Genomic DNA, 23,242 nt, shown 5'->3' on the forward strand with positions numbered 1-23,242 from the left:
CCTTCTGTACTATGAAATCACTTTCATTCTATCCGAAAAAAGGTGTATCGACAAATTCCCCTCTCTTTCTAACTATCCCTACTTTGCTTTAAAGGAAGCGGGATGCTACAAAGAAACTTCAGTACATTGGATTTACCAGGATGTTGGATCTTCTAACTTCCTCCAACAGTTGATCTTCCTTTTCTATAAAAAAGCTGAATAGAGAGACACACTCCCCATTCAGCCCTTAAAATCTATCAATTTGTGTTTTCAGAAGACTCTTCTGTGCCAGACTCCTCATTTCCTTCTGTCTGACCCTGATCCGTATTTGTTTCTTCCTCAGCTTGCTGTTCGTCTTGTTCAGTATTTGTTTCTTCTTCAGCCTGCTGTTCTTCCTGTTCAGTTTCGGGCTCCTCTTCTGCTGGTTCTTCCGCACATCCCGCTAAAACCAACCCTGTACCAAGTGAAATGGATAATATAAATTTTTTCAGCTTCATTCTTATGACCCTCCCTTATATGAATAACATCAATGACGATGTTCAATTATCATTCTAAGAGGGATTTGTGAAATGCATTTTATAAGAATGTATCGTTCATGTAAAAATTGGGAATAAACCTTCTATAAAAATCTCCCCAGTCAGTCACTCCACGACAGATACTGCAACTCGGTATCTATAGTCCCGGGTTCAAATATTCTATTTATCTTTCCCAAAAATGGTTGATTAGTCAATTCATCCCTGTTTAAATTCTATTTTTTACTGAAAACCAGTATAAAAAAACTAGTTTTTGACTTTACATATTCGACAATATTATTTAGGCTGGTATTAATAGGAAATATATTCCTAGGGAGGGATGATTTATCTTGAAAGGGGTAAATTTTAAGGATGAAAAAACTAATAGTAGGTCTATTTGCTTTACTGATGACAATTGGCGGTTTTTCTGGAGTTAATGTGGCTAACGCTGCTGTTGACAAAGACTGTGAGGCAGATTTTGAAACGAAAGAAGAAGCACTACAATATTGGAATGAGAATGATTTCTCAGCTGAAAATGACCCTCAGCGCTTAGATAGGGACGGAGACGGTGAGCCATGTGAAAGTCTTCCATCAGGTGGTTCAGATGCTGAAAATCCATCCAACGAGGAAAACAACAACACGGAGGACCAGCAAAGCACAGAAGAGACAACACCAGCTGCCGATAAAGACTGTGAACATTTTGCTTCTCAAGAAGAAGCTCAAGCATATTGGGACGAGAATGGTTTCACATCAGGAAATGATCCACAACGTTTAGACAGAGATAGTGATGGTATTCCATGTGAAGATGACGATGAGGCTCCTGCTAATCCTTCCGATGAGCAAGGCACTTCCGATTCACAAGAAACAACTGCACAACAAGGCGGGGAGCTTCCAAACACATCTACTTCATACGCTTCCTACACACTTCTTGGTCTAATTCTTACGGTGTTAGGCGGATCACTGTTTGTAATTCGTAAGAGATTCCAATAATCATACATAATCATCCCTTTCTGGGCAGGCTGATGCCTGCCCTTTTTATTCTCATAGACAAATGGTAAATTGTTGATAGGCAGTTTTTATTTGCACAGTAATATAATTCTTAGTACGGATAGACTGATCTTTTTGTTCGATCTAAACAAAAAAAGTTGGTGAGTACATGAAATATATAGCCACAGCATTGGTTGTAATAGGCATTGCTCTTGCTGGGTGGAGTGGTTTCCAATGGTGGCAAGGCACTCAATCAGTTTCCGAAATTGAACCCGAAGCACAGGAATCGACTGAAACAGTTCAGGCAGCAGGAACAGAAAAAGAAAATCATTCTAGTCAAACTGTAGATCAGCCCATACAGACTCTTTCTTACGATCATGAGCATGGCAAAAATATCGCCAAATTAAAAATACCTGCGATTAATCAGCAGTTTGAAGTCTTTTGGGGAACAGGTGAGGATACCCTGGATAAAGGGGTCGGCATGTATGTCAGCAAATGGACAACGGTTCCTAACAAAAAGAAAGGTCATACAGTGTTAAGCGGACATCGGGATACTGTATTTACTGAGTTAGGCGATATTAAAAAGGGTGACATTTTGACTGCAGTTTATAATGGTAAGGAATACAATTATAAAGTTGATAAGATTTGGATCACCGATGCAGATGACCGAACGGTGATCGTAAAAAAAGATCAACCAACCTTAACATTAACGACATGCTATCCTTTCGATTTTATTGGCAATGCCCCAGATCGATATATTATTCAAGGACACCTCTTAAACTGAGAGGTGTTTTTCTTTTCGTAAAAAAACAGGCGATCGTATCGGAGCAAATCACAAGAGTATTTCTCCTTACTAAAATTAATAACAATATATCTTTAAATCAAACTATTCACGACTTCCTTGTTGTATAATGTACATACTCAACAACAGAAAACGACTCCTAGATCACATTCTGCCTGCCTATTGCAGGGAACATTTTTACGAGGAGGAAGAAGGGACATGTCTGAGAACAAAAGGTGTAGCAATTTGGAGACAGCAGTAGAGGGACGGAATCTTGTGATGGAACGGACATTTGACGCTCCAAAGGAACTTGTATTTAAAGCTTTTTCGGAATCTGACCAACTGGCAAGCTGGTGGGGGCCACAAGGCTGGCAGACTGAGAATCGCACCTTTGAATTTGAGCCTGACGGTGTGTGGCATTATTGCATGCGCTGCGTAGATGAAGGACAGGGTGATTTCTATGGTCAGGAATCCTGGGGCAAAGCAGTCTATCAAGAAATTGAAGCACCAAATAAAATCGTGTACAATGATGTGTTTGCAGATGAAAAAGGGAACGCTGTAGAAGGCATGCCAAAGATCCAAGCCAACTATATCTTTCAGGATCAGGATGGACAGACGAAACTAATTGTGCGAAACCAATTTGCCTCTGTTGAGACCCTAGAAGCAATTATGGATATGGGGATTGTCCAAGGATTTTCCTCCCAAATGGACAAGCTCGACGATCACCTTAAACGAGTGCAATAGAGACTAAAAAAGCCTCAAGCCATTTCGATGGCCTGAGGCCTTTCAATTATTATGGTCTGAAATAGAAAGCTAGACGTAATTTATTGTTGAGGAACAACTTCAAGATTAACAGGTCCACTATACATCCCGCCACCTCCTGAGCCGTCAAACACGCGGATACTGATCACATTTTCTTCGCCATATTTTATGGTCTCGGCAGGAATGACGTATTCACGTTCTTTCTTCCAGGCGGTCTGCAAGCCTTCTCCGTTGTCCCCAGTTGGAAATTCTCCTGTTTGTCCGATTTTCTGGCCATTCATATAGGTTGTATCTACGTCATCTATCTTCCCTAAAGTAACTTTAAGAGAATATCCTTTCCACTCTTCCGGAATTTTAATAGATTTTCGATACCAGCCATACACATTTGCTTCCGTGTAGTTAGAATGATCTTCCCAGCTTGCAGGCAGTGTTACTGACTGCCACTGACTGTCGTCATACTCTGGATCCATCCAGTTGGGGTCATCTCCTTGATTGAATAACCATTTCCCCGTAAGCTCAATATTTGGCAGTGCAGCCAGCTTTGCTCCCAAGTTGGCTATGGCCGTTTCATAAATGCCAGCTTCGTTCGGAGTTGTATAAGTAAAGGCTACTTCTTTACTTCCACCACCTGCTGCAGCAGGCACTTCTATTTTCTTCTCTTCTACTAGTTCACCGTTAATATAAAATGGTACCTCTACACTGCCCGCGTAACTGCCTTTGTTTGTTACGGTCGCGGTCGCGGTTATGGTTTGCTCCTGTGCAGATACTTCAAAGTTGCTATATTCAAATGTTGGTTTTTTCTCCTCAACTGTAATTTTTTTAGAAGCTAATCCTTTTACACTTATACGGTGCTTGCCCGTTTTAAATAATTGGTCATAAGATAAGATAACTGTTTCGGTGCTCTCAGGGGCAACCCTCACATGTTGAGAAGCTATGGTTTCCCCGTCTATTTGAAGTTCTAATTCTTTCCCTGTTACGATATTATTTTTATTTTCCACATCAACTTTGATGTGAAACGTATCATTCGACTGGATAGCTCTAGGCACTTCGTTATAGGACACCTTAAGCTTCGGCGCTTTATAATTCGGAAGCTTGGCGATCTCTTCTGTAGAAGCAGGATAAATTCTCACTGCCTGTCCTCCCCCGCCTGCAAGGGAAGAAACCAAGGTATCATTGGCTTTAACAATTACCCTGTTTATAGAGACCGGCTCTGGGTTACTTTCTAGATCCACTTTTGGCCCATCAGAATAAATTTCCGCCACATACTTTTGACCCTTTTCAAGGAAATTGAGCTCTGTTTTTAATACTCTCGCGTTTTCATCTGTAATACTTCCGATATACCATTCATCTTCACTCCGGCGTACGATACTTGCATAATCCCCAATTTTGGCGTTTGGTACTTTAATATCATCCCAGGTTACTGGCACATCTTTAATAAATTCAAAGGCTGGTAAGATATTCCCATTCTCGTCTTTATAATTTGATGGCAAATCTGCTACCATCTGCGTGCCGCTGGATATGGTGACATACAACGCCAATTGTTTCGCCCGTGTTGAATGAACACGTGTATCTGCATGAGAAATTTGAACATCGAATATTCCTGGAGTAAAATCTATCGGCCCTGCCATCATTCTTGTAAATGGCAAGATCGTTGTATGTTCAGGGGGGTTCGTGTCATCGCTAAAAGCGCTATATTCCATTCCACTAACTCCCTCGCGACTCATCCAGTTCGGATACGTACGACGAAGACCGGTGCCTTTAATTGGTTCATGTGTATCAATCATGATTTGGTGGTCAGCTGCTTTTTTTACAGCTTCTAAATAATGATTCACCATATATTGGCCATGATGGTGCTGTCCTTCGGGGTTATGAATTCCATAGTCAGCAACATACCCGCTCTTAATGGCATGAATCCCAAGCTTCTGATACAAATCATAAGCTTCGGCCATTTGTTCCTCATAATTGATAATATCTCCGGCTGTTTCATTATGCATAATATAGGAGATACCATGTTCTTGTGCATATTGAACCACTTCTCTTAAGTCGTAGTCCGGGTATGACTCTGTAAAGCTGAATTTTTCGCCGTTTTGGATCCAGTCTCCATCCCAGCCCTTGTTCCAGCCTTCAACAAGCAAACCAATATTTTGATTTTCTGTATCGAGATACTTGTGAGCAAAGTCTATATAGCGCTTCGCATTTTCAGTGGTTGCTCCATGCTTGGGGCCAGAAGCCCAAGTTGATTTGCCGCTGATCATCTCCCACCATACCCCTACGTATTTCATAGGTTCAATATAGGAGGTATCCTGTAGAGCGTTTGGCTCATTTAAATTTAATATCATATCAGATTCAACAAGATCACCGGCATTATCGCCAATTTGAATCGTTCTCCACGGTGTCTTTATAGGAAGCTCATCCTTCTTTACTTTCACATTACTATTTGGCCATGGAGCTAAGTGACTCTTTAAGACAGTGTCCCCTCCCTCTGCTTTTTTCAAAGCCATACCAGCATAATCAATGAGAGCTGCCTCATGAACAGTAAGGTGTGTACCTTCTGGTGTTTTCATTGTAAAAGGTGTACTGACTTCTTCTACTTCGCTTAATGGGGTTTTATGATAGTTATATTCATAACTGTCCCAGTCATTAGGAATCCACCAGGATGTATTGTTGCTGGAAAATCGAAACTCAGTATTCTCTGCTGTAATCCTAATATTCTCTCCCAAATTTTCCTGTTCAGGGAGCACATATCGAAATCCGACTCCATCATTATAAACTTTGAATACTACATTCAATTTCCTGTGGGGGGCTTCTTTTTCTTGTAAGAATACCGTTAATTGTTTGTAGTGATTCCTAATTTTCGATTTTTCTCCCCATATAGGTTCCCAAGTATCATCAAATACTTTTGTGGAAGTCTTCACAATTTCAAATTGATCTGCTAAGGCCTTTTGATTTTTAAACTGAAATCCAAGAGACGAAGGTTCAATTAGTTCCTCGTCTTTATAAGAAAGCTGATAATGAGGAACCCCTTTATCAGATAAATGAAAGTTCAAATGGACCTTCCCATTAGGGGAATCTATTGAAGTCACAGGTTTATTTTCTTTTTCACTAGAACTCTCTTCAGCACTTACAAACACAGATGATAATGTAAGAAAAGAAATTACAAGGCCTAAACCAATAATCATCTTTAGGAAAGCGATTCTCCTATTCATCATATTTTCCCTCCATCGTGTATTAACTTATTGACCACGCTTATTAACTACGACTATCTAACCTTGGCAACCGAGCTTTTCAGTCTTTTTTTCTGAATCTACAACAGTAACATTTGACCACGTGCAATTAATGCAATCGTTTGCACAAACAAGAAAATAAAATCTTTATCCTCCTCCCTTAAAAACATAGACCTCACCTTAACATGAATTTTATCCCAATTCAAACTATTTAAAATAATTTGATATATTTGCACTACATTGGATGAATCCACTATATTTTCCATTCATTACAGGACGATAAGACTATAGCCACTGATGTGATATCGATTGTATCTTTAATCCTTACATCATATTCCACCCTATTTTTTCTTTAAAAAAGTGCTTACCTATAACAGATAAGCACCTTCCATTCTATTAGCGTATTTATAAAACTAAGGCAGCTCATTCCCTGCTGAACGATAAAGTTCGTACCATTCTTCTCTCGTTAGTTCAATATCAGAAGCTTTCACAATGTCTCTTAAACGCTGTTGATTCATCGTTCCAACAACCGGCTGGATTGTTGCTGGATGACGTAAAATCCAGGCAGTCGCAATAGCGGAATCCGTTATACCCTTTTTCTCGGCAAGTTCCTGAAGCTTCGCATTCACTTCTGGAAATTCTTTATTGCCCACAAACGGCCCTTCGATCATTCCGTGTTGAAACGGCGACCACGCTTGTACCGTGATATCTTTCAACCGACAGTAATCTAGCACATTACTATCCCGGACAATAGCCGGGTCATGACTCATGTTCACATTGAATCCTGCATCAATCATTGGTGTATGTACAACACTCAACTGCATTTGGTTTACAATCAAATCTTCATCTAAATACTTTTGCAGCAATTCGATTTGCATCGGACTCTGGTTGCTCACACCAAAATGGCGAACTTTACCGCTTTCTTTTAGAATAGAAAATGCTTCGGCTACCTCTTCAGGTTCCATTAATGCATCTGGACGATGAAGCAGCAGGCTATCAATATAGTCGGTTTTCAACCTTCGCAGGCTGCCTTCAACTGATTCCAGAATATGTTCTTTGGAAAAATCAAAGAATCCCTTTCGAATTCCGCATTTCGTCTGCAGCTTCATTTTTTCCCGCACATCGTCATTCATGCTGATCGCTTCTGAGAAAACTTCTTCTGATTTACCGCTGCCATAAATATCGGCGTGGTCGAACAAATCTACGCCAGCTTCCATCGCATTTTCAATAACATTAGCGGCCTCTCGCTTTCCAAGTTCATGAATGCGCATGCACCCTAATGAAATTTCTCCAACTTCTAATTTGCTGTTGCCCAATTTGATTTTTTTCAAAATTAGCCCCCTTTTCGTTGGTGATTCTATCCTACCATAGGTTGTAACGTGTTCTCCTGTGATCCGCTTGATGATGGCAGGACTTTGCGCGCTTGCTTTTCCAACTTAAAGTTTCAAAATGGTGAAGTAAAGAGTATAATAGGTTTAAACCCGACACCCTGCAAGGCCATGTTCTGAGCGAGCCACACGAGAGTAGAACACCCCCGCCGTATGCTTTCACAATGCTGATAGATACACTTACATAGAAATATAACCACTAAAGGGAGAATGTTCATGGTAAGTAATTATAATTTGGATTCCTCTAACTTCGAGTCATTAAGGACCGTATCGAGGAAGATGTTTGAAGCCATTACGAAGCAACTAGATGTGAATACAGCTTATGTCACCAAAAAAAGCAAAACAGAAATGACTGTGGTCAGTTCCTATAATGAGAATGAAGAGATTATCCCGGAAGGTTACTCTGTGGAATATGGCGGAACCTATTGCCGGCTCATTATTGAAAACGAAAAGAATGCCCTGAGCAAGCTGGACGTGACTAAAGATGAGGTGACCCGACGATTAGAAGTAACAGACCAATTGCATGTTAAAGGATTCTTGGGTGTGATATTGAGGGATCTAAATGGTAAAGTTTTCGGGACGTTGTGTGTGATGGACAAAGCGGAAAAAGGCTTCAGCGAGAAAGATGTTGAGTACCTTGAATCGATGGCAGACATCTTGTCCCACATCATAGAATTAGACCAGACAAAATATAATATGGCCTTCTTAAATGTGCCGATTATCCCGATTACAAAGGGAGTCTCAACTCTCACCATTCAAGGGGTTATAGATCAATACAGATCTGAAAAAATCATGCGTGTTGTGTTACGTTATAGTGCCGAACATCAAATTGATCATTTCATTATTGATGTCTCAGGCCTTGTCATCCTGGACGACCTTTTCCCCTGTGTTATCGTAGATCTTGTTAAAGCCCTTCAAGTCATGGGGATCGAAACCATCCTTACCGGAATCTCACCCGAAATTGCCAGACACGAAGACAGCAATAAGCAGCTGCTGTCTACCAACATCAAGACTGTTCCTAATCTCGAATCAGCTCTTGAATACATAGGATTCTACTTATTAGAAAAATAGACCAAAAGCCCTCATCTCATCAATTTTAGATAAGATGAGGGCTTTTGTGAATTTTCAAACAGATTTCTTTCCATTTACTGAAAACTATACTAGTATTGGAGGTAAAAATGGGGGAGTCACTATCGAAGTAGATAAATTTCTAAAAAAGCTTGAATCTATAATGGAACACATCGACAAGAACCCACCACAACGGCTGGACACCCTTAAAGAAATTGAGGCGTTTTACCAGGAGTTACGAGATTTCTCGAATACATTGAAAGCTAAAAACAGGTGTCATTCCCTGATGTCTTCCTGCAAAAGAAACAAATAACGCCTTCTTTCCTGCCAATCATAAGCTGTCCAAAAAAATAACCCACTGAAAACAGTGGGTTAAAACTTATATATGGAGTTTAGGGAGAATGATAATATTAGTCTATCCCCTTCTCTCTCCCTTTATACATAAAAACTATAAAACTTTTTAAAAATTTATTTAGGTTCATGGATTTCATAAGCTATTTTTCTGGTAAGTAAATGTTCAGTTTTACAAAACTTGGAACGATCTGACGAAGCGAATAATTCTTCATTACCTCCTTTACCTCATTTACAAGGTAGCCGATGTTACAGGTAGCGTCTAAAAGCTAAAAAGGAGCGCACACAGATGATTACAAGTTTTCTAGAGAAATACTTTAAGAAAAAGCCTGAAGTAAGCAATCCAAAATTAAAGCAGCCGGGTAAGAAAAAGACGAGTATTGCAGCAAGTCGTATCGGTGAGTTGGGAGAGTATAAGATTGAAATTCAACTTGACCAATTACCTAAAGAGTGGAAGCACCTTCATGATCTACTTCTACCAAACCAACAAGCAAGGTCAGGGTATTCTCAAATTGACCATACCGTTATTACTCCATATGGAATTTTTGTCATCGAAACGAAGAACTACAACGGTACCATCTATGGCGGGAAGGATAGAAAAACTTGGTCAGTGAACGGGAAGTTTAGAATGATGAATCCTTTCATTCAAAATTATGGCCACATTGAAGCGATCAAGCCTTATATCCCCTCCCTCTACTACGACCATATTGTCTCAATAGTTTCCTTTACAAAGAGATGTACGTTTAAAGCTGGGACCGAGCTGCGAAAAATCACTTCAAATCAACTTCTCGTTTATGATGTAGAACTTTCGGAGTTTATCACGAGAAAGGTTAATGTCACAAAGTTGCAAACCAATCAAGCTTTATTAACATTGGAAGAAATAAGAGACATCTATGAGGCATTACAAGCAGCAAATATTACAGATACTACAGTAAGACAACGTCATATAAAAAAACTACAACAACCAACACATAATAATCGTCAGACTTGTGTCGTCTGCGAAAGGAAAGTTTCTAAAAAAGTCAGCGATTTTTGTTTGGAAAACAAGCAATTCAAGGGGAAAGTTTACTGTCTCACCCATCAAAAGAAGTCTGTTAACAAATAGAAACAAAAAGCAAAAAGAAGTACAGCGTTATGTGGAGCCATAACGCTGTACTTCTTTTTACTTATCTATCCTCTCTCCGGGTAAAACAACACCTTCACATATGAGCCTCTTCTATTAACCAAATGCTCAAACGTTTCAGGGCCTTCCTTCAAATCCAACTGATGCGAAATCATCGGCTTAACATTAATTTGACCTGTACTCATATAATGGACTGAAGAGCTCCATTCTCTACCTGGGAATGGAGCAGAAATCGCATTCCATGAACCGAGTACCCTTAGTTCATTACGTACTATTCTTTCAAAATAGCATCGTTCAATATGGATATCCGCATAAGGGATCCCCATGAAGACGACTTCCCCGCCTTTTTTGGGAAGGGCAAATACTTGCGCGGAGGTAATCGGGGAGCCTGCCGATTCTACGGCCAAGTCAACACCCTGCCCGTTCGTATATTCAAGAATCTGCTCATGGGCCGGTTTTTCCAGTGAATTAATTAAAACGTCCGCTCCTACTTGTTTAGCTACTTCAAGCTTTGTTTCATCAATATCAACTGCATACACTTTTTTCGCCCCAAAAATCTTTGCCCATTGTATGGCAAGCAAACCAATACTTCCGCAGCCCATAATGGCAACTTCTGCCCCTGGCTGGATAGTTGTGCGATAGAAGCCGTGAGCTACTACAGAAGATGGCTCAATCAATGCTGCGGTATCGTAGTCTACATGATCTGGAAGCGGTACGATATGTGCTGCTGGCAGCTTTACATATTCAGCATAGGCACCGGGATGACGTGCACCGATAACGGTTAATTTTTCACAGCGGGATAACTCGCCTTTTTGGCAGCTCAAACATTTACCACAATAGTAAGTAGGACATCCAGCCACGCGGTCACCGACCTTAATATCTTCAACACCAGCCCCAACTGCTGCAACTTCCCCAGCAAACTCATGACCAAATGTCATTCCTTCTACATAAGGGCCTAACTTTTTATATCTAGATAGATCGGAACCACAGATTCCCACAGCTTTCACTCTGACAATCACATCATCTGCTTGCTCAATGACTGGTTCTGGCGATTCTTCAAAGCGAATATCACGTTCATCATAAAGATTCAGGGACTTCATCACTCTTCCCCCTTTCTATCAATCCTTTACTAGTTTGCCGATGATTGTTGTGTCCCTTTTCCTTTGAAAATGATGCTATATAAGGCGCAACCTACAACGAGCGAGTTAAAAATGATCTGGTATTCGAAATAAACATCACCTATTACTCTCATTGGGCCTAACATAAAGTCTAAAAGAGCATCTACCATTTTATCCCCTCATTTCAATTAATCTTGTTACTCAACAGGAGTTAACAATACTTTAATCGCCTCACCACTTTTAATAGCTTGATAAGCTTCTTCCCACTGGGTAATATTAAATTCATGTGTCACCATCGCTTTGGCATTCACACTTCCGTTACTCATTAATTCAAGGGAAGGCTCCCAATCAGCCGACTTTTGACTTCTGCTCCCTACTACTCGGATTTCCTTTTGAATGATTTTTTCAAGGTCAAATGGAACTTCTGATTGAGGAAAAATACCAACCTGACCGTATTGACCTTTTTTACGCAGCAAATCCAGCCCTTGTTTAGCTGCAGGAGAGGCACCCGAGCATTCAAATACAACATCTGCTCCGTACCCATCAGTCAACCTGTTCACCAGTTCTTTAATATCTTGTTCCTGCGTATTTACTGCGTAATCAATTCCTAATTCTCTGGCCTTTTCCAGGCGGACGCGATCGCTTGTTAATCCTGCGATTAAAACTTGAGCACCGTGGCTCTTTGCAACTTGTGCTGTGAACAATCCGATGGGGCCTGGGCCCATGACAACGACTACGTCTCCATCATTAATCACCGTTTTTGCCACAGCATGATACGTACAAGCTAAAGGCTCAGTCATGGATGCCGATTGGTAATCAACCTTTTCAGGGAGGTGATGAACACTGTCTTTGCGGGCAATTAAGTACTTGGCAAAACCGCCATCTTGCTGGGTACCAAGCCCTTTACGATAATTACATAAATTAAAATCACCCGATTTACAGTACTCACATTCTCCGCAAATATAGAAGGTCGTTTCTGATGTCACCCGGTCACCAATCTTAAATTTATTAACCCCTTCTCCGACTTCCACAACTTTACCGGAAAACTCATGTCCTAACGTAACAGGCACTTTCACCTTGTAATGTCCTTCATAGGTATGAATATCAGATCCGCAGATCCCTGCATAAACCACTTCAATTTTCACTTGATCACGACCGACTTGCGGCTCCTCTTTATCTTGAATTTCCAGCCCACCATATCCGAGTTCCTTTTTGACTAGTGCTTTCATTTGAACTCCTCCAATACGATCTATTCATGCTTATATCCACGGCTTAATTAAATAGACTAAATAACTTATAGATAATCCAGTTCACTAAGTTACCACCTTGGTCAATACTTGAGATTTTGGTTGACCCTTCCGGCATATTGAAATCTGTATTGATAGCCATTTCTGTAAAGATAGGTGCCACATCTGTTGCCATATAAAGAGACAACGCAATCATAACTGTACCTACAATGACTGAATGAACAATATTTCCTCTTGCACCACCAACGATAAAAGCAACAATAAATGGAATAGTGGCCAGGTCACCGAATGGCAGCAAAGCGTTGCCTGGCAGAATAACGGCTAATACCACTGTAATAGGTACGAGGATGAGGGCTGTAGAGATGACTGCAGGGTGACCAAGTAACACGGCTGCATCAAGTCCAATATAAATTTCTCTTTCACCGAAACGTTTTGATAACCATTCGCGAGCAGATTCGGATACAGGCATTAACCCTTCCATCAGAATCTTAACCATTCGCGGCATTAATACCATAACTGCCGCCATTGCCATACCGATTTCAATGACTTCGCCAGCACTGTATCCTGCCAATAAACCGATGGCTGCACCAAGAAAGAGTCCAATGAAAATCGATTCTCCAAAAATACCAAACCGTTTTTGTATCGTATCAGGATCTGCATCCCATTTTTTTATAATGGGAGTTTTTTGCAGCAGTCGAACTAGGAAAATTCCCGGAGCGTAGGAAATGGTACTGCCTGTAGCAATGGAAACTCCAGGTAATTCATAAAAATCACTTACCATAGGTGCTGTCCAGTCGGCTACTTTCAAACAGACAATCTGGAATAATACTGCTGCAATTAGTCCTTGAATTATACTTCCGGAAATTGCGTAAACCAGCGCTGCCATGAATGTATAGTGCCAATAGTTCCAAATGTCCACATTCATCGTTTTCGTTGTCTTCGTAACAAGCATGACAACGTTGACAACTAAACCTAATGGAATAATAAAGGCCGCTACAACAGATGCCCAAGCAATCGATGACGTTGCCGGCCAACCTACATCAATCACATTTAACTCCACTCCTAATCGATCAACCATCCCTTGGGCTGCAGGACCAAGATTATTAACAAGCAAATCTACAACTAAGAAAATACCAACGAAAGCCACCCCGATTGTTAAACCGGAACGAAAGGCTTTACCGGGTTTCTGACCAAACAGTAACCCTAACAAGAAAATGGCTACCGGCAAAATAACGGTTGCACCTAAGTCTAAAAAGCCTTGTATTACATCAACAAAACCTTGCATGTTCGTTTCCTCCCCACTTGTTTAAAGAGAACCTCTTTCGTCAATTAAAGTCTTCCAGTTTTGTTGTATCCGCCTATTTTTTCAGTTCTTCTAAAATCTGTTTTTTTGTATTCTCGGTTCCGATTCCTGTGAGGAAAGATTGGGCGTTAATCACTGGAAACGGATAGTCCTTTTTCGTCATCGCAGTCGTGACTAGTAAATCTGCTGTATCTACATAGCCTCCAACCTCTGCAATCTTGATTTGAACTAGATCGACTTTAAGGTTATTTTCTTTTACCATTTCTTCAATAGCTCCATTAACCACCGTTGATGTTGCGATCCCTGCTCCACATGCTACCAATACTTGTTTCTTTTCCATGTTTACTCATCTCCTTTAATTACAATAAAGTCTAATTTTTCTTCTAATAAATGTTTTATCTTTGTTTTATCTCTTTCACTTACTAAATATTTCAAGGTGTCTTCATTCTGAAAGATTTGCATCAGTGTCTGCAGGAGTGATAACTGCGAATGGGCTTCATCCATGGCCAGCATAAACACTAGTTTTACAGGTATCGTTTCGCTATCATCCCCCATTACACCGAAATCAACAGGATGTTTTAGAACGCCTATACTAATTGTTTTTCTGTGTACATGTTCCACGTCAGTGTGTGGAATCGCAACGGAGACCCCTGCTGTGGGCAACCCTGTTGGAAATTCACCTTCTCTTTCGATAACAGCTTGGATAAAGCTTTCTTTCACAAGATTTCTGTCTACTAAATTGCGGGCCATTGTAGTTAAAACATCTTCTTTCAATGTGCCTTCTAGATCTAGTAGGATGACGGATTCATTAAAAAAGATTTCACTCATTTTCTAACCCCACGATCTTCTTTTGTAATGACTGTTGGTTCAATCCATGGAATAAGATTCAATTATTCTATAAATCTCTTCGACTGTATCAGAGCTTATCATGCGATTTCGATCTTCTTCCGAACCGGCGAGTTTCATCAGCTGCATCAGAGCATGGATATGCTGTTGTTTATCAACTGCAGCAATAACAATTATGAGATTGATTCGATAATCCCCCGTAAAATCCACACCCTCTTTAAGCTTGAGAAGACTCATTCCAACTTCATTCACGCCCTCCTCTGGAGCTGCGTGTGGGATTGCGATATTTGGTCCGATTACAATATAAGGATCCTCTTCTGTCCGATGAATCATCGCTTCCACATATTCCGGTTCGATCTTTTCTTTATCTACTAATGTCTGGGCACATACTCGAAGTGCCTCCTCCCATGAATCAACAGCATTCCTTACTGTAATACGACTTTGAGGAATCAAGTCTTTGATATTCTTCTCTCTATTTTTAACAGACTGTTTTACCGCAGATTCCTCATCTCGATCAATATATTTTTGCAAATCTTCAGCGAGTGTCTTTTCATTTTCGATCACTGCATGATTTCTAATAATATCTATTAATTGGTTCACATTCATATCTTTTGGGATGTATCCATGCAGTTCCAGCATGACCTGTTTCCGGAGACGATGCTTCTCCTCATCAGTTAGAAAAGCATTGGAAATAAACAGTTTTTTATCTGTCTCTAGTGATGTCGGTGAAAAGACAATGTCGTAATCCAAGTTGTAATCGATAAATTCTCGTACAGATAACGAATCAAGAAAAATAAACTCTGGGAATAACTCCCTTAATTCGTTGAACATTAGCCTTGATACCGAAACACCTTGGGGACAGACAACCACCGTCTTAATCTTTTCCTCAATACTATCTCCCTGCCTGGTCATCCATCCGCCAATAAGCATCGTGATAAAAGTCGTTTCGCTTTCGGGAATATCCATTCCGATTAAGTCTTTAAGCGGCCCCGCTGATCGTTTGACGAGATGGTGTAACTCCTTGAATTCTTGATTAAGGGAATCTTGAACATCCATGGTTTCCGTAAGCTGGTACTTAATTCGATAATAAGCAGGCTTGATATGTTGAAACAGCTTATTCATCAGCTGCTGCCGGTCCTGCAAATAGATACAGGCGCTTTTCTCAAATAAACGCAGCATGTCATCAATGGCTAGGACTAATTTTGGAATCGCATCGTCATTCGTTAAATAGTCCGACCAATAAACATTGGTCGTCAACAGATGGAGCGTAATGAACAAGCGTTCTTCGACTGGGATTTGCTCCGTACCATGAAAAACCTCCTCGGTTGCCAGGTATTCCTTCGTATCAGATAACTCCTCATACTGGATAGAAAATGAATCAATCTCATTACCTTGCTGGATTCTTCTTAGAATTAAGATAAGAATGTATGGCATTGTGGCTAATTTTTCATCGGTGAACTTCAAACTTAAATTGTTCTCAACGTTCTCAATTCGTTGGTTGAACTCATTTATTTCTTCCGTATCAATATTGGCTAATTGCCTTATCTTGTTGTGGCCCCCATGGACCTGCAGGAGTTGATACGTAATTGTAATAAGCAACCTACGTATTTGAAACTCTTTTCCTTCGAGCAAATATCCTGATGCTCTAGAATAGCGAATCATCAATCCATACTCTTCTAAATCTTTCTGTACTTGCTTCAAATCACTAAGAACCGTATTTTTACTAACATTCAGTTCAATCGAAAAATGGTTAAGAGAAAGTTCCTCTTCACTGCTGAGGAGCATCATGATAATAAGATCTGCACGTTGACTCTCTGAGAGAGCAGTTGTCTCTAGGGGAGTACTTTCTTCCTCACAGTATAGTTTCGTAAAAACGGACTGATCGATGATAAAGTGACCTTTTCTCGTTCTCTCGATTACTGGAAGGTTCTTGGCCATAAGCCACTCATTGATTTTGTTAAAGCTGTACCCAAGCTGGCGTCGAGTTAAGTTATATTTCTTCTCCATGGCCAGGCTAGTAATGCTTGGGTTACTGACCAATTCATCCATAATCCGCTTACTTCTATCATCAAGTGACAACCTTAGCCCCCCTTTCCAAATTTATTGTAGCATTCAGAAAACTACGAATGTATACGCTTTCATCTAAAGTAAATGTACATTTAATGTACTATATCGTGATTTACATGGAAAAACACAGAAATTGAACAGTAAGAATCTCCTTTTAATAAAAACGCAAAGCCTGTGTAAGTAGGGATCTACTATTACACAGGCTTTGCGTTGTACAAGAAAGCACATATAGTTTTGAATAACCACTTTTGTTGATTTTACCGTGATTAATTATCTACACCATTGAACCATGAAGACGCTCCGGTTTCGCCCCAAGAATCAACAGAAATATTCGTGAGTCCCCTATTTTTCGGTGCTTTTTCAACAAGTCTTTAACAACATGAATATCTGGGAATTCCTTCAGAGATTGTACTTCACAATGGTAAAGTCGAAGGACCGATTCTCTTACAAACTGCGGCTTATATTCTGGAAGCTCCTCATCCATTAATAACGAGCTCATATATCCATAGTTCAATTGCAATTGTCTAGTTAAACTGACAACATGAAGCACTTGTTCATAGAGTTCGGAATGTTGCTGCTTTATTGCCTCTAAGTCATCTTTCGCCTTACAGATATCATTTAGACCGGCTACAGCTAGTGCCATTATGCTTCCACTCCCTTTTCCCACGGTTTCTCTAACCCAATGATCTCGGTTAATTCTTGACTGTGTTTCCTGCGGATCCTTCGTGTTTCTGCGCGTTCTTTTCCAGATTCATAAAGAAATTTCTCTTCATTTGTTTCAGGTACTATATCTGGAACTTTAACCGGGTTTTTGTTGTCATCCAGCGCTACAAACGTAAGAAAGGCAGTAGCTGCCATTCTGCGTTCCCCTGAAATCATATCTTCGGCAATAACCTTGCAAAAGATTTCCATCGACTTGCTTCCTGTGTAGGATACGAATGACTCTACACAAACGGAATCAGTTTGATGAATGGGGTGAAGGAAGTCAATGGAATCAGTTGAAGCTGTTACACATTCCTTAACCCTGGCATGACGGCGTGCAGACAAAGTGGCATTATTATCAAGTTTTTTCATCAATACGCCGCCAAAGAGTGTATTATAATTATTCAAATCATTGATCATCACTTGATCAGTATTCACAATTAAACTTTCTTTCGGATTCCTTGTTTGGATCATATGGCATTTCCTTTCCTGCCTGTTATGGTGTTCAATGCATTGACAACACCTAGTGTAGGCCTGTGAGGAAGAAAAGTGAAATGGTTATTCATCATATAAACAATAGATGATATCTATGGAAACGCATCCACCCATACCATATAGGAATACAATTCGCATAATTATATTATAAAATTTTATAAAAAAATGAGCCTGAAGAACTTCAGACTCACCTTTTAACACCTGCAACTAATCATGAATACTCCCAAACGTTAAACGCTCTTGTGTAAACTTCAGCCACTCTTTAGTGGCATAAGATTGATAATGATTTTTCTTCCAAATTAAAGCAAGATCCCACTCTATCATTGGCTTCACTACCTTAATTCTATGTACATCTTCCTTAAGAAGCATTGATACGCTATGCGGCAAGATCGATATTCCTAGATCAGCCGCAATCATTTTTCCAATAAAGTCCCACTGGGTACTCTCGGAAACGACATGCGGTAAGAATCCCGCTTCTTTACAAGCTTCTTTAATTCTGTCATTCAGAGCAAAGTCCTTGTTGAAAAGAATCAATGGTTCATCTTTCAATTCTTCAAGTTTCACTTGTTTCCTTGCACCAAGACGGTGGGACGGAGGAACAATCACTTTCAACTCCTCTTTCATAAAAGAAAAATAACGGAAGTTCTCTTCCTCGGTTGGCAGCACCGTAATCCCTACATCTAGCTGATCATTTGTTATATCCTCTTCAATTTTCTTCGTCCCATTTTCCAATAACTGAAACGTAATGTTCGGATAAAGCTGATGAAACTCTCCAAGTATGCGAATAAAATGATCAGCATCCATAATCGGAGGCAAACCAATTCGAATATGCCCCTTTTGCAAGCCTAATAAATCATCTAACTCGGTCTGCAAGTTATTAAAAGCACGATCGATCGTTTGAGCCTGCTCGAGTATCACTCGTCCAGCATCTGTTAGGACAAGTTTTTTCCTGGACCGATCAAACAGTTCGACGCCGAGCTCTTCCTCTAAATTTTTTATCATTTTACTGATTGTAGGCTGTGTTAAGAACAAATGATCAGCGGCTCGGGTAAAGCTGCTAAAACGTGAAACTTCAATAAAATACTTCAGGTGTCGAATATCCATACGTTCTTTCACCTATCCTATTCGCTAAAATTACTTTGTCTTTTTATATAGCAGCTAATCTCTTCATAAACAACACCCGGTCTTGGGAAGGGCCATCGTAATCAGCATGTACTGATATTCCATCGACTTCTTTATTTCCTTTTACAATTTCAAACCCTATGCTTGTATGATAACCAACAGACACCTTATTAACAGGGGATGTTACTGCTCGAACAATCTTTCTATTTTCTTTTTTAACTACATTAAAAAATTCATTATAAAGATTTCTGCCAATATTATGCTTTCGGTATTGTGGGTGAACCCCGGCAAAATGAATATAAGCCTCATCTTGATGAACTTGTGATAAAAAGCCAATTAAAAATCCTACAATTTCTCCATCTTTTTCTGCAATAAAACTTGTGCTATTAAAGTGATCAAAAAATAATTTGGGTAACATATCAGCCATTTGCCTACCGCCCCACCACTTATTAATCAATGGTGAGAGGACATAATAGTCTGAGCTTTTTACATTACGAATTTTCACTTACTTCAACTCCCTGCAATAAGAAGATATAATATTTATTCAGTTCCGCCCTCTGAGTAAATAATATTTCCCTCCGCATTATAGTTCTATAAATAAGAAAAAACGCAATTCAGTCTCTCAGAATTGCGCCCATTGGCTTAACAACTTTTTATGCAGGGAGGTTTAGCTGCCACGACACGCCAAAACGGTCATTTACCCAGCCAAACTTCTTACTAAATCCATAATCATCAATAGGCATTAGTGCTTCTCCATCTTCTAAGAGTTTCTTATAAAGACTCTCAATCTCTTCGTCAGAATCACAGGTTAGAAAGATTGAGAAAGAAGGAGTGAACGTGAACTGATGTGTCACATTACTGTCAATGCACATGAATTCTTGCCCTTTTAAAGAAAACGTCGCCTGCATGACTGTTCCTTCATCCCCCGATTCATTTGCTCCATATCTAGTGATGCTTGTAATGTCCGAATCCTCAATAAATGATATATAATAATTCATTGCTTCTTCTGCCTTACCATCTTGAAACATTAAGAATGGTGTAACTTTTTCCATTATCGCTCAATCCTTTCTCATGTTTTCTCAAGTTTATCATATGTGACTGCTGAATTTTTTTAAAAAGAATATTTGGACGTCCTAATTTCCTCCTTCGCTCACTCGACTTTTTCCTCAAGGAAAATTTCTCCTTCGATGATATCCTATACAACTGGGAGGGATTCATATGAAGATCTTAATGATAAATTTCCCGGCCGAAGGGCACGTTAATCCAACGCTGGGAATGGTCGAAGGATTTACAAATCATGGGGACAAAGTGCATTATATCACGACTGAACAATTCAAAGAGCGATTGGAAGGTGTAGGGGCGGTCGTCCACCTTCAAACTGACTGGCTGCAAATATACCCACCGGAGATAAATAGTGCGAAGGGATTAAATAATTTCTTAAAGGTCCATATTCAAACTTCACTAGATACACTACAAATCACGGAAAAGCTAGCCAGAGATCACCATTTTGATTTCGTCTTCTTCGATCGCTTCGGGGCTGGCGAATTGGTGAAAGATTACTTGCGTATTCCTGGTGTCTCCTCCTCTGCTTCATTTTTAATGCCGGAGACGGTAATGAAGCAATTGCCTCTACATCCTGATTCTGAGGTTCCTTTTCAGCTCGATGAGGAAACCACGAGCATGCTGCAGGCGCTGAAGGATAGGTACGGAGTCCAGCCAAATAGCCTTCTTCAGTTCATGACGAATACGGGGGACCTGCAAATCGTCTATACGAGTCAGTATTTCCAACCGAATAGTGAACAATTCGGGGAAGAGAATTTGTTCATCGGACCGAGCTTTCCTGAGCGAAAGGGAAATCACGACTTTCCAACCGAGGAGCTGAAAGGCGAAAAACTGCTCTATATCTCAATGGGCACGGTTCTGGATAACCAGGAAGAGTTTATCAATATGTGCATAGATGCTTTTATGAATTTTAACGGAGTCGTTATCATTTCTATAGGAAAAGCTGATTCAGCAAAACTCAAAGCTGCACCAGATCACATTTGGCTTAGACGTTATGTGCCCCAGCTCCAGGTATTGGAGAAAGCTGATGTTTTCATCACTCATGGAGGAATGAACAGTGTGAATGAAGCCATCCACTACCATGTTCCGATGGTAGTTATTCCTCATGATAAAGATCAGCCTATGGTCGCTTCACGCCTGACGGAATTAGGGGCAGGCTATTGCTTATCCAAAGACTCTCTTACCGCTGCTAAGCTACTTTTTGCCGTGGAAGTCTTAGAAAAAGAAAAGTATATGGAGGGCATCCATAAGATCGATGAAAGTTTCAAAGCAAGCGGCGGCGTTCCAAAAGCTATAAAAATAGTAAAAAACTATCTATCGTCGGGCTTTGAGAACGAATACGAAACACACTAAGATAGTTTTGTGTTTGACACTTGATTGGTTACTCAACACGAAGAACGGCCCTATATTTTTTACATAAGATGACCTCAGAACTACCGATGAAACATTCATCGATGTATTTTTGAGGTCTTTTGTTTAGTGACATCCTCTCGGCCCTGAAGGACCGAGCTTCCTGTGAAGACCTCTCTTAGAGAGGCGGTAACGGCTCACTACGGCGGGGAGGGATCTCGCGACAGCCTCCGTGTTGTTCCATTTCTGGCCCGCCTTCCAACATGACCGCTATATCCCGTGCCACTCGGGACTCCCCATGCGAAGAAAAACAGGCTTGCATGTTGGAACTAGGATTATACCTAGTGGGCGCTTGGACTACCCTAAAGACCATCTCGATTGTTCTTTAGGACGCCGCCAAGTTCGTGCTTGTTGCGATGTTTCGACTGGCATTGAGATCGGCATGAGCTTTATGACCGCATTTCTTACAGTGGAATACCTCACGCTTTCGATTGGATCGCTCCGCATGCTTACATGCGAAGCAGGTTTGGCTTGTTTGAAACGGATCGATATCCACCACAGGGATGTTGACTGTAGCTGCTCGTTCTTTGATGCATTGCTTCAACTGATAAAATGCCCATGAATGAATCGTTTTATCTGCCCGTTTCATGCTGCGACAAGTTTTTCGGATATTGTCCAGTTGTTCCAGCTTAATCATTGGCTTTTCGAATTGCTGCGCAAACGTCACAATATCTTGGGCTAATTTTCGGTTGTAGTCTTTCATCCAACGGCTTTCTTTTTGACCTACGTGTTCTATAGCACGCTGTGCCTTTTTCTTTCCTAACGAACGACGAAGGGAACGAAAGTGACGTCGTTTATAACCGACTTCTTTGCCTGAAAAGAATTGCCGTTTGCCACTTGTCGGTTCAGAGAGAACCACAAGGTGTCTCAACCCTAGATCAACACCGATAGATGTGTAATCCGTTAATGGTTTCTTGGATGGATAGGTGTTTCCTAGACCCAAGTCAGAACTTACTTGGATGGGAATGGCGACATACCATCGTCTTCCTTTACGAAATAATTCTAGGGTTCCTCGGAACTCTCGAGTGTGACTTGTTAGAAATGGAAAATAGCTTTGAACATCTTTTGTTTCGACCACAGGAAGAGCCTTTTTACCTTGGTTGCTTGTGAAGGCGATATACCACCTTCCGTTTTGATCGACAGTGTTCCAATTTTGGTTATTAATCTTGATGGTAAGGGAATTTCGGAATACAGGAATTGTTTTCGCTAAGCCTTTCTTAAAATCGGAAACAGCTTTCCTCGCTCGACGGATGCCTTCGTTCTTAATGGCTGATTTTAAAGGAAAGGATATATCTTTAGACGAAAGCTTTTCGCCGTTTAGGAGGCGTTCCACACAATGATTCACGCATGAGGCATAGACAGCCTGTTCATCCATGAACTGTTTATGTTTTTTCTTCGTTACATGCTTTAGCTTTACGAGAATCGTTTTGGTGGCCATGTTTTCACCTCCCATACTCATTATACCAAACATACGTTCGAATTAATAGATTTAATTTTCTGTTTTTTAAAAGACAGACCCTCGGCATTCATCCCCTCATTGAAATAAGGGGCGTTCTGCCGATATTACGTAAGTTTTCTAACACATTTTACTTATAAAGCGATTGCCCCCTATTTTTCCTAAGATCAAGGAGAAAAACGGAAATGAATCAAGAGCTAAATAATTCTTTTCTCTCACAACACCCCAACAATCATGAA

At 40.4% G+C, this 23,242-nt stretch carries 22 protein-coding genes; 7 read left to right on the top strand and 15 right to left on the bottom strand.

Annotated elements, in window-relative coordinates; translation table 11 throughout:
• Positions 1-236 precede the first annotated feature (236 nt).
• Positions 237-476 carry a hypothetical protein gene (locus G6R08_RS05985; RefSeq protein WP_163527146.1) on the bottom strand — a complete coding sequence of 80 codons (240 nt, stop codon included), beginning with the start codon at positions 474-476 and terminating at the stop codon, positions 237-239.
• Between the two features lie 387 nt (positions 477-863).
• Between G6R08_RS05985 and G6R08_RS05990 the strand changes: the two genes are divergently transcribed.
• From G6R08_RS05990 to G6R08_RS06000, 3 genes are all read left to right on the top strand, one after another.
• Positions 864-1,481: an excalibur calcium-binding domain-containing protein gene (locus G6R08_RS05990; protein WP_163527147.1), complete on the top strand. Its 618-nt coding sequence runs from the start codon at positions 864-866 to the stop codon at positions 1,479-1,481.
• A 166-nt stretch (positions 1,482-1,647) separates the two neighbouring features.
• Positions 1,648-2,262 carry a class D sortase gene (locus G6R08_RS05995; protein WP_163527148.1) on the top strand — a complete coding sequence of 205 codons (615 nt, stop codon included), beginning with the start codon at positions 1,648-1,650 and terminating at the stop codon, positions 2,260-2,262.
• 216 nt (positions 2,263-2,478) lie between these two features.
• Positions 2,479-3,003 (top strand): SRPBCC family protein, encoded by a 525-nt coding sequence (locus G6R08_RS06000; protein ID WP_163527149.1) that lies wholly within the window; start codon positions 2,479-2,481, stop codon positions 3,001-3,003.
• A gap of 80 nt (positions 3,004-3,083) precedes the next feature.
• On the opposite strand, the gene G6R08_RS06005 is transcribed toward G6R08_RS06000, so the two are convergent.
• Both G6R08_RS06005 and G6R08_RS06010 read right to left on the bottom strand, forming a co-directional pair.
• Positions 3,084-6,230, bottom strand: coding sequence for a glycoside hydrolase family 97 N-terminal domain-containing protein (locus G6R08_RS06005; RefSeq protein ID WP_163527150.1), 3,147 nt, complete (start codon positions 6,228-6,230; stop codon positions 3,084-3,086).
• Between the two features lie 428 nt (positions 6,231-6,658).
• Entirely contained in the window at positions 6,659-7,576 is a 918-nt protein-coding gene (locus G6R08_RS06010) for an aldo/keto reductase (RefSeq protein WP_163527151.1), read from the bottom strand.
• A 273-nt stretch (positions 7,577-7,849) separates the two neighbouring features.
• Between G6R08_RS06010 and G6R08_RS06015 the strand changes: the two genes are divergently transcribed.
• From G6R08_RS06015 to G6R08_RS06025, 3 genes are all read left to right on the top strand, one after another.
• Positions 7,850-8,704 carry an STAS domain-containing protein gene (locus tag G6R08_RS06015; protein ID WP_163527152.1) on the top strand — a complete coding sequence of 285 codons (855 nt, stop codon included), beginning with the start codon at positions 7,850-7,852 and terminating at the stop codon, positions 8,702-8,704.
• A gap of 46 nt (positions 8,705-8,750) precedes the next feature.
• Complete coding sequence (locus G6R08_RS06020) at positions 8,751-9,014, top strand: hypothetical protein (protein WP_163527153.1); 264 nt, start codon at positions 8,751-8,753, stop codon at positions 9,012-9,014.
• A gap of 327 nt (positions 9,015-9,341) precedes the next feature.
• Positions 9,342-10,157 carry a nuclease-related domain-containing protein gene (locus G6R08_RS06025; RefSeq protein WP_163527154.1) on the top strand — a complete coding sequence of 272 codons (816 nt, stop codon included), beginning with the start codon at positions 9,342-9,344 and terminating at the stop codon, positions 10,155-10,157.
• A 65-nt stretch (positions 10,158-10,222) separates the two neighbouring features.
• Here G6R08_RS06025 and G6R08_RS06030 read toward each other — a convergent pair whose 3' ends face one another.
• The 11 genes from G6R08_RS06030 to G6R08_RS06080 form a co-directional block, all read right to left on the bottom strand.
• A complete protein-coding gene (locus G6R08_RS06030; protein ID WP_163527155.1) occupies positions 10,223-11,275 on the bottom strand; it encodes a galactitol-1-phosphate 5-dehydrogenase in 1,053 nt (350 codons plus the stop codon).
• Positions 11,276-11,490: 215 nt separating this feature from the next.
• Complete coding sequence (locus G6R08_RS06035; RefSeq protein WP_163527156.1) at positions 11,491-12,522, bottom strand: zinc-binding dehydrogenase; 1,032 nt, start codon at positions 12,520-12,522, stop codon at positions 11,491-11,493.
• A gap of 43 nt (positions 12,523-12,565) precedes the next feature.
• The gene (locus G6R08_RS06040) at positions 12,566-13,825 is read right to left on the bottom strand and encodes a galactitol-specific PTS transporter subunit IIC (RefSeq protein ID WP_163527157.1); all 1,260 of its coding nucleotides are present in this window, start codon (positions 13,823-13,825) and stop codon (positions 12,566-12,568) included.
• Positions 13,826-13,898: 73 nt separating this feature from the next.
• A complete protein-coding gene (locus G6R08_RS06045; RefSeq protein ID WP_079527789.1) occupies positions 13,899-14,183 on the bottom strand; it encodes a PTS sugar transporter subunit IIB in 285 nt (94 codons plus the stop codon).
• A gap of 2 nt (positions 14,184-14,185) precedes the next feature.
• Positions 14,186-14,671 carry a PTS sugar transporter subunit IIA gene (locus G6R08_RS06050; RefSeq protein ID WP_163527158.1) on the bottom strand — a complete coding sequence of 162 codons (486 nt, stop codon included), beginning with the start codon at positions 14,669-14,671 and terminating at the stop codon, positions 14,186-14,188.
• A gap of 39 nt (positions 14,672-14,710) precedes the next feature.
• The gene (locus G6R08_RS06055; RefSeq protein WP_163527159.1) at positions 14,711-16,768 is read right to left on the bottom strand and encodes a BglG family transcription antiterminator; all 2,058 of its coding nucleotides are present in this window, start codon (positions 16,766-16,768) and stop codon (positions 14,711-14,713) included.
• A 262-nt stretch (positions 16,769-17,030) separates the two neighbouring features.
• Positions 17,031-17,399, bottom strand: a complete 369-nt coding sequence (locus G6R08_RS06060; protein WP_163527160.1) for a hypothetical protein — start codon at positions 17,397-17,399, stop codon at positions 17,031-17,033.
• Positions 17,399-17,932: an acyl-CoA thioesterase gene (locus G6R08_RS06065; RefSeq protein WP_079527796.1), complete on the bottom strand. Its 534-nt coding sequence runs from the start codon at positions 17,930-17,932 to the stop codon at positions 17,399-17,401. The genes G6R08_RS06060 and G6R08_RS06065 overlap by 1 nt, the downstream gene beginning before the upstream one ends.
• 228 nt (positions 17,933-18,160) lie before the next feature.
• Positions 18,161-19,057 carry a cidABC operon transcriptional activator CidR gene (gene cidR / locus G6R08_RS06070; protein ID WP_163527161.1) on the bottom strand — a complete coding sequence of 299 codons (897 nt, stop codon included), beginning with the start codon at positions 19,055-19,057 and terminating at the stop codon, positions 18,161-18,163.
• Positions 19,058-19,100: 43 nt separating this feature from the next.
• Positions 19,101-19,580 carry a GNAT family N-acetyltransferase gene (locus G6R08_RS06075; RefSeq protein ID WP_163527162.1) on the bottom strand — a complete coding sequence of 160 codons (480 nt, stop codon included), beginning with the start codon at positions 19,578-19,580 and terminating at the stop codon, positions 19,101-19,103.
• A gap of 148 nt (positions 19,581-19,728) precedes the next feature.
• Positions 19,729-20,127, bottom strand: coding sequence for a VOC family protein (locus tag G6R08_RS06080; protein WP_163527163.1), 399 nt, complete (start codon positions 20,125-20,127; stop codon positions 19,729-19,731).
• 160 nt (positions 20,128-20,287) lie between these two features.
• On the opposite strand from G6R08_RS06080, the gene G6R08_RS06085 reads away from it, so the two are divergent.
• Positions 20,288-21,490 carry a macrolide family glycosyltransferase gene (locus tag G6R08_RS06085; RefSeq protein WP_205439455.1) on the top strand — a complete coding sequence of 401 codons (1,203 nt, stop codon included), beginning with the start codon at positions 20,288-20,290 and terminating at the stop codon, positions 21,488-21,490.
• A 382-nt stretch (positions 21,491-21,872) separates the two neighbouring features.
• On the opposite strand, the gene G6R08_RS06090 is transcribed toward G6R08_RS06085, so the two are convergent.
• Positions 21,873-22,985 (bottom strand): RNA-guided endonuclease TnpB family protein, encoded by a 1,113-nt coding sequence (locus tag G6R08_RS06090; protein ID WP_163527165.1) that lies wholly within the window; start codon positions 22,983-22,985, stop codon positions 21,873-21,875.
• Positions 22,986-23,242 lie beyond the last annotated feature (257 nt).

Origin of the sequence: Halobacillus ihumii, assembly GCF_902726645.1 — a bacterium.
Lineage (GTDB): Bacteria > Bacillota > Bacilli > Bacillales > Halobacillaceae > Halobacillus_A > Halobacillus_A ihumii.

What these genes read in the sequence shown, in the direction of transcription:
- G6R08_RS05985 (WP_163527146.1), bottom strand. Translation starts at nt 476, where the DNA reads ATGAAGCTGAAAAAATTTATATTATCCATTTCACTTGGTACAGGGTTG.
- G6R08_RS05990 (WP_163527147.1), top strand. Translation starts at nt 864, where the DNA reads ATGAAAAAACTAATAGTAGGTCTATTTGCTTTACTGATGACAATTGGC.
- G6R08_RS05995 (WP_163527148.1), top strand. Translation starts at nt 1,648, where the DNA reads ATGAAATATATAGCCACAGCATTGGTTGTAATAGGCATTGCTCTTGCT.
- G6R08_RS06000 (WP_163527149.1), top strand. Translation starts at nt 2,479, where the DNA reads ATGTCTGAGAACAAAAGGTGTAGCAATTTGGAGACAGCAGTAGAGGGA.
- G6R08_RS06005 (WP_163527150.1), bottom strand. Translation starts at nt 6,230, where the DNA reads ATGATGAATAGGAGAATCGCTTTCCTAAAGATGATTATTGGTTTAGGC.
- G6R08_RS06015 (WP_163527152.1), top strand. Translation starts at nt 7,850, where the DNA reads ATGGTAAGTAATTATAATTTGGATTCCTCTAACTTCGAGTCATTAAGG.
- G6R08_RS06025 (WP_163527154.1), top strand. Translation starts at nt 9,342, where the DNA reads ATGATTACAAGTTTTCTAGAGAAATACTTTAAGAAAAAGCCTGAAGTA.
- G6R08_RS06030 (WP_163527155.1), bottom strand. Translation starts at nt 11,275, where the DNA reads ATGAAGTCCCTGAATCTTTATGATGAACGTGATATTCGCTTTGAAGAA.
- G6R08_RS06035 (WP_163527156.1), bottom strand. Translation starts at nt 12,522, where the DNA reads ATGAAAGCACTAGTCAAAAAGGAACTCGGATATGGTGGGCTGGAAATT.
- G6R08_RS06040 (WP_163527157.1), bottom strand. Translation starts at nt 13,825, where the DNA reads ATGCAAGGTTTTGTTGATGTAATACAAGGCTTTTTAGACTTAGGTGCA.
- G6R08_RS06045 (WP_079527789.1), bottom strand. Translation starts at nt 14,183, where the DNA reads ATGGAAAAGAAACAAGTATTGGTAGCATGTGGAGCAGGGATCGCAACA.
- G6R08_RS06050 (WP_163527158.1), bottom strand. Translation starts at nt 14,671, where the DNA reads ATGAGTGAAATCTTTTTTAATGAATCCGTCATCCTACTAGATCTAGAA.
- G6R08_RS06060 (WP_163527160.1), bottom strand. Translation starts at nt 17,399, where the DNA reads ATGGCACTAGCTGTAGCCGGTCTAAATGATATCTGTAAGGCGAAAGAT.
- G6R08_RS06065 (WP_079527796.1), bottom strand. Translation starts at nt 17,932, where the DNA reads ATGATCCAAACAAGGAATCCGAAAGAAAGTTTAATTGTGAATACTGAT.
- cidR (WP_163527161.1), bottom strand. Translation starts at nt 19,057, where the DNA reads ATGGATATTCGACACCTGAAGTATTTTATTGAAGTTTCACGTTTTAGC.
- G6R08_RS06080 (WP_163527163.1), bottom strand. Translation starts at nt 20,127, where the DNA reads ATGGAAAAAGTTACACCATTCTTAATGTTTCAAGATGGTAAGGCAGAA.
- G6R08_RS06090 (WP_163527165.1), bottom strand. Translation starts at nt 22,985, where the DNA reads ATGGCCACCAAAACGATTCTCGTAAAGCTAAAGCATGTAACGAAGAAA.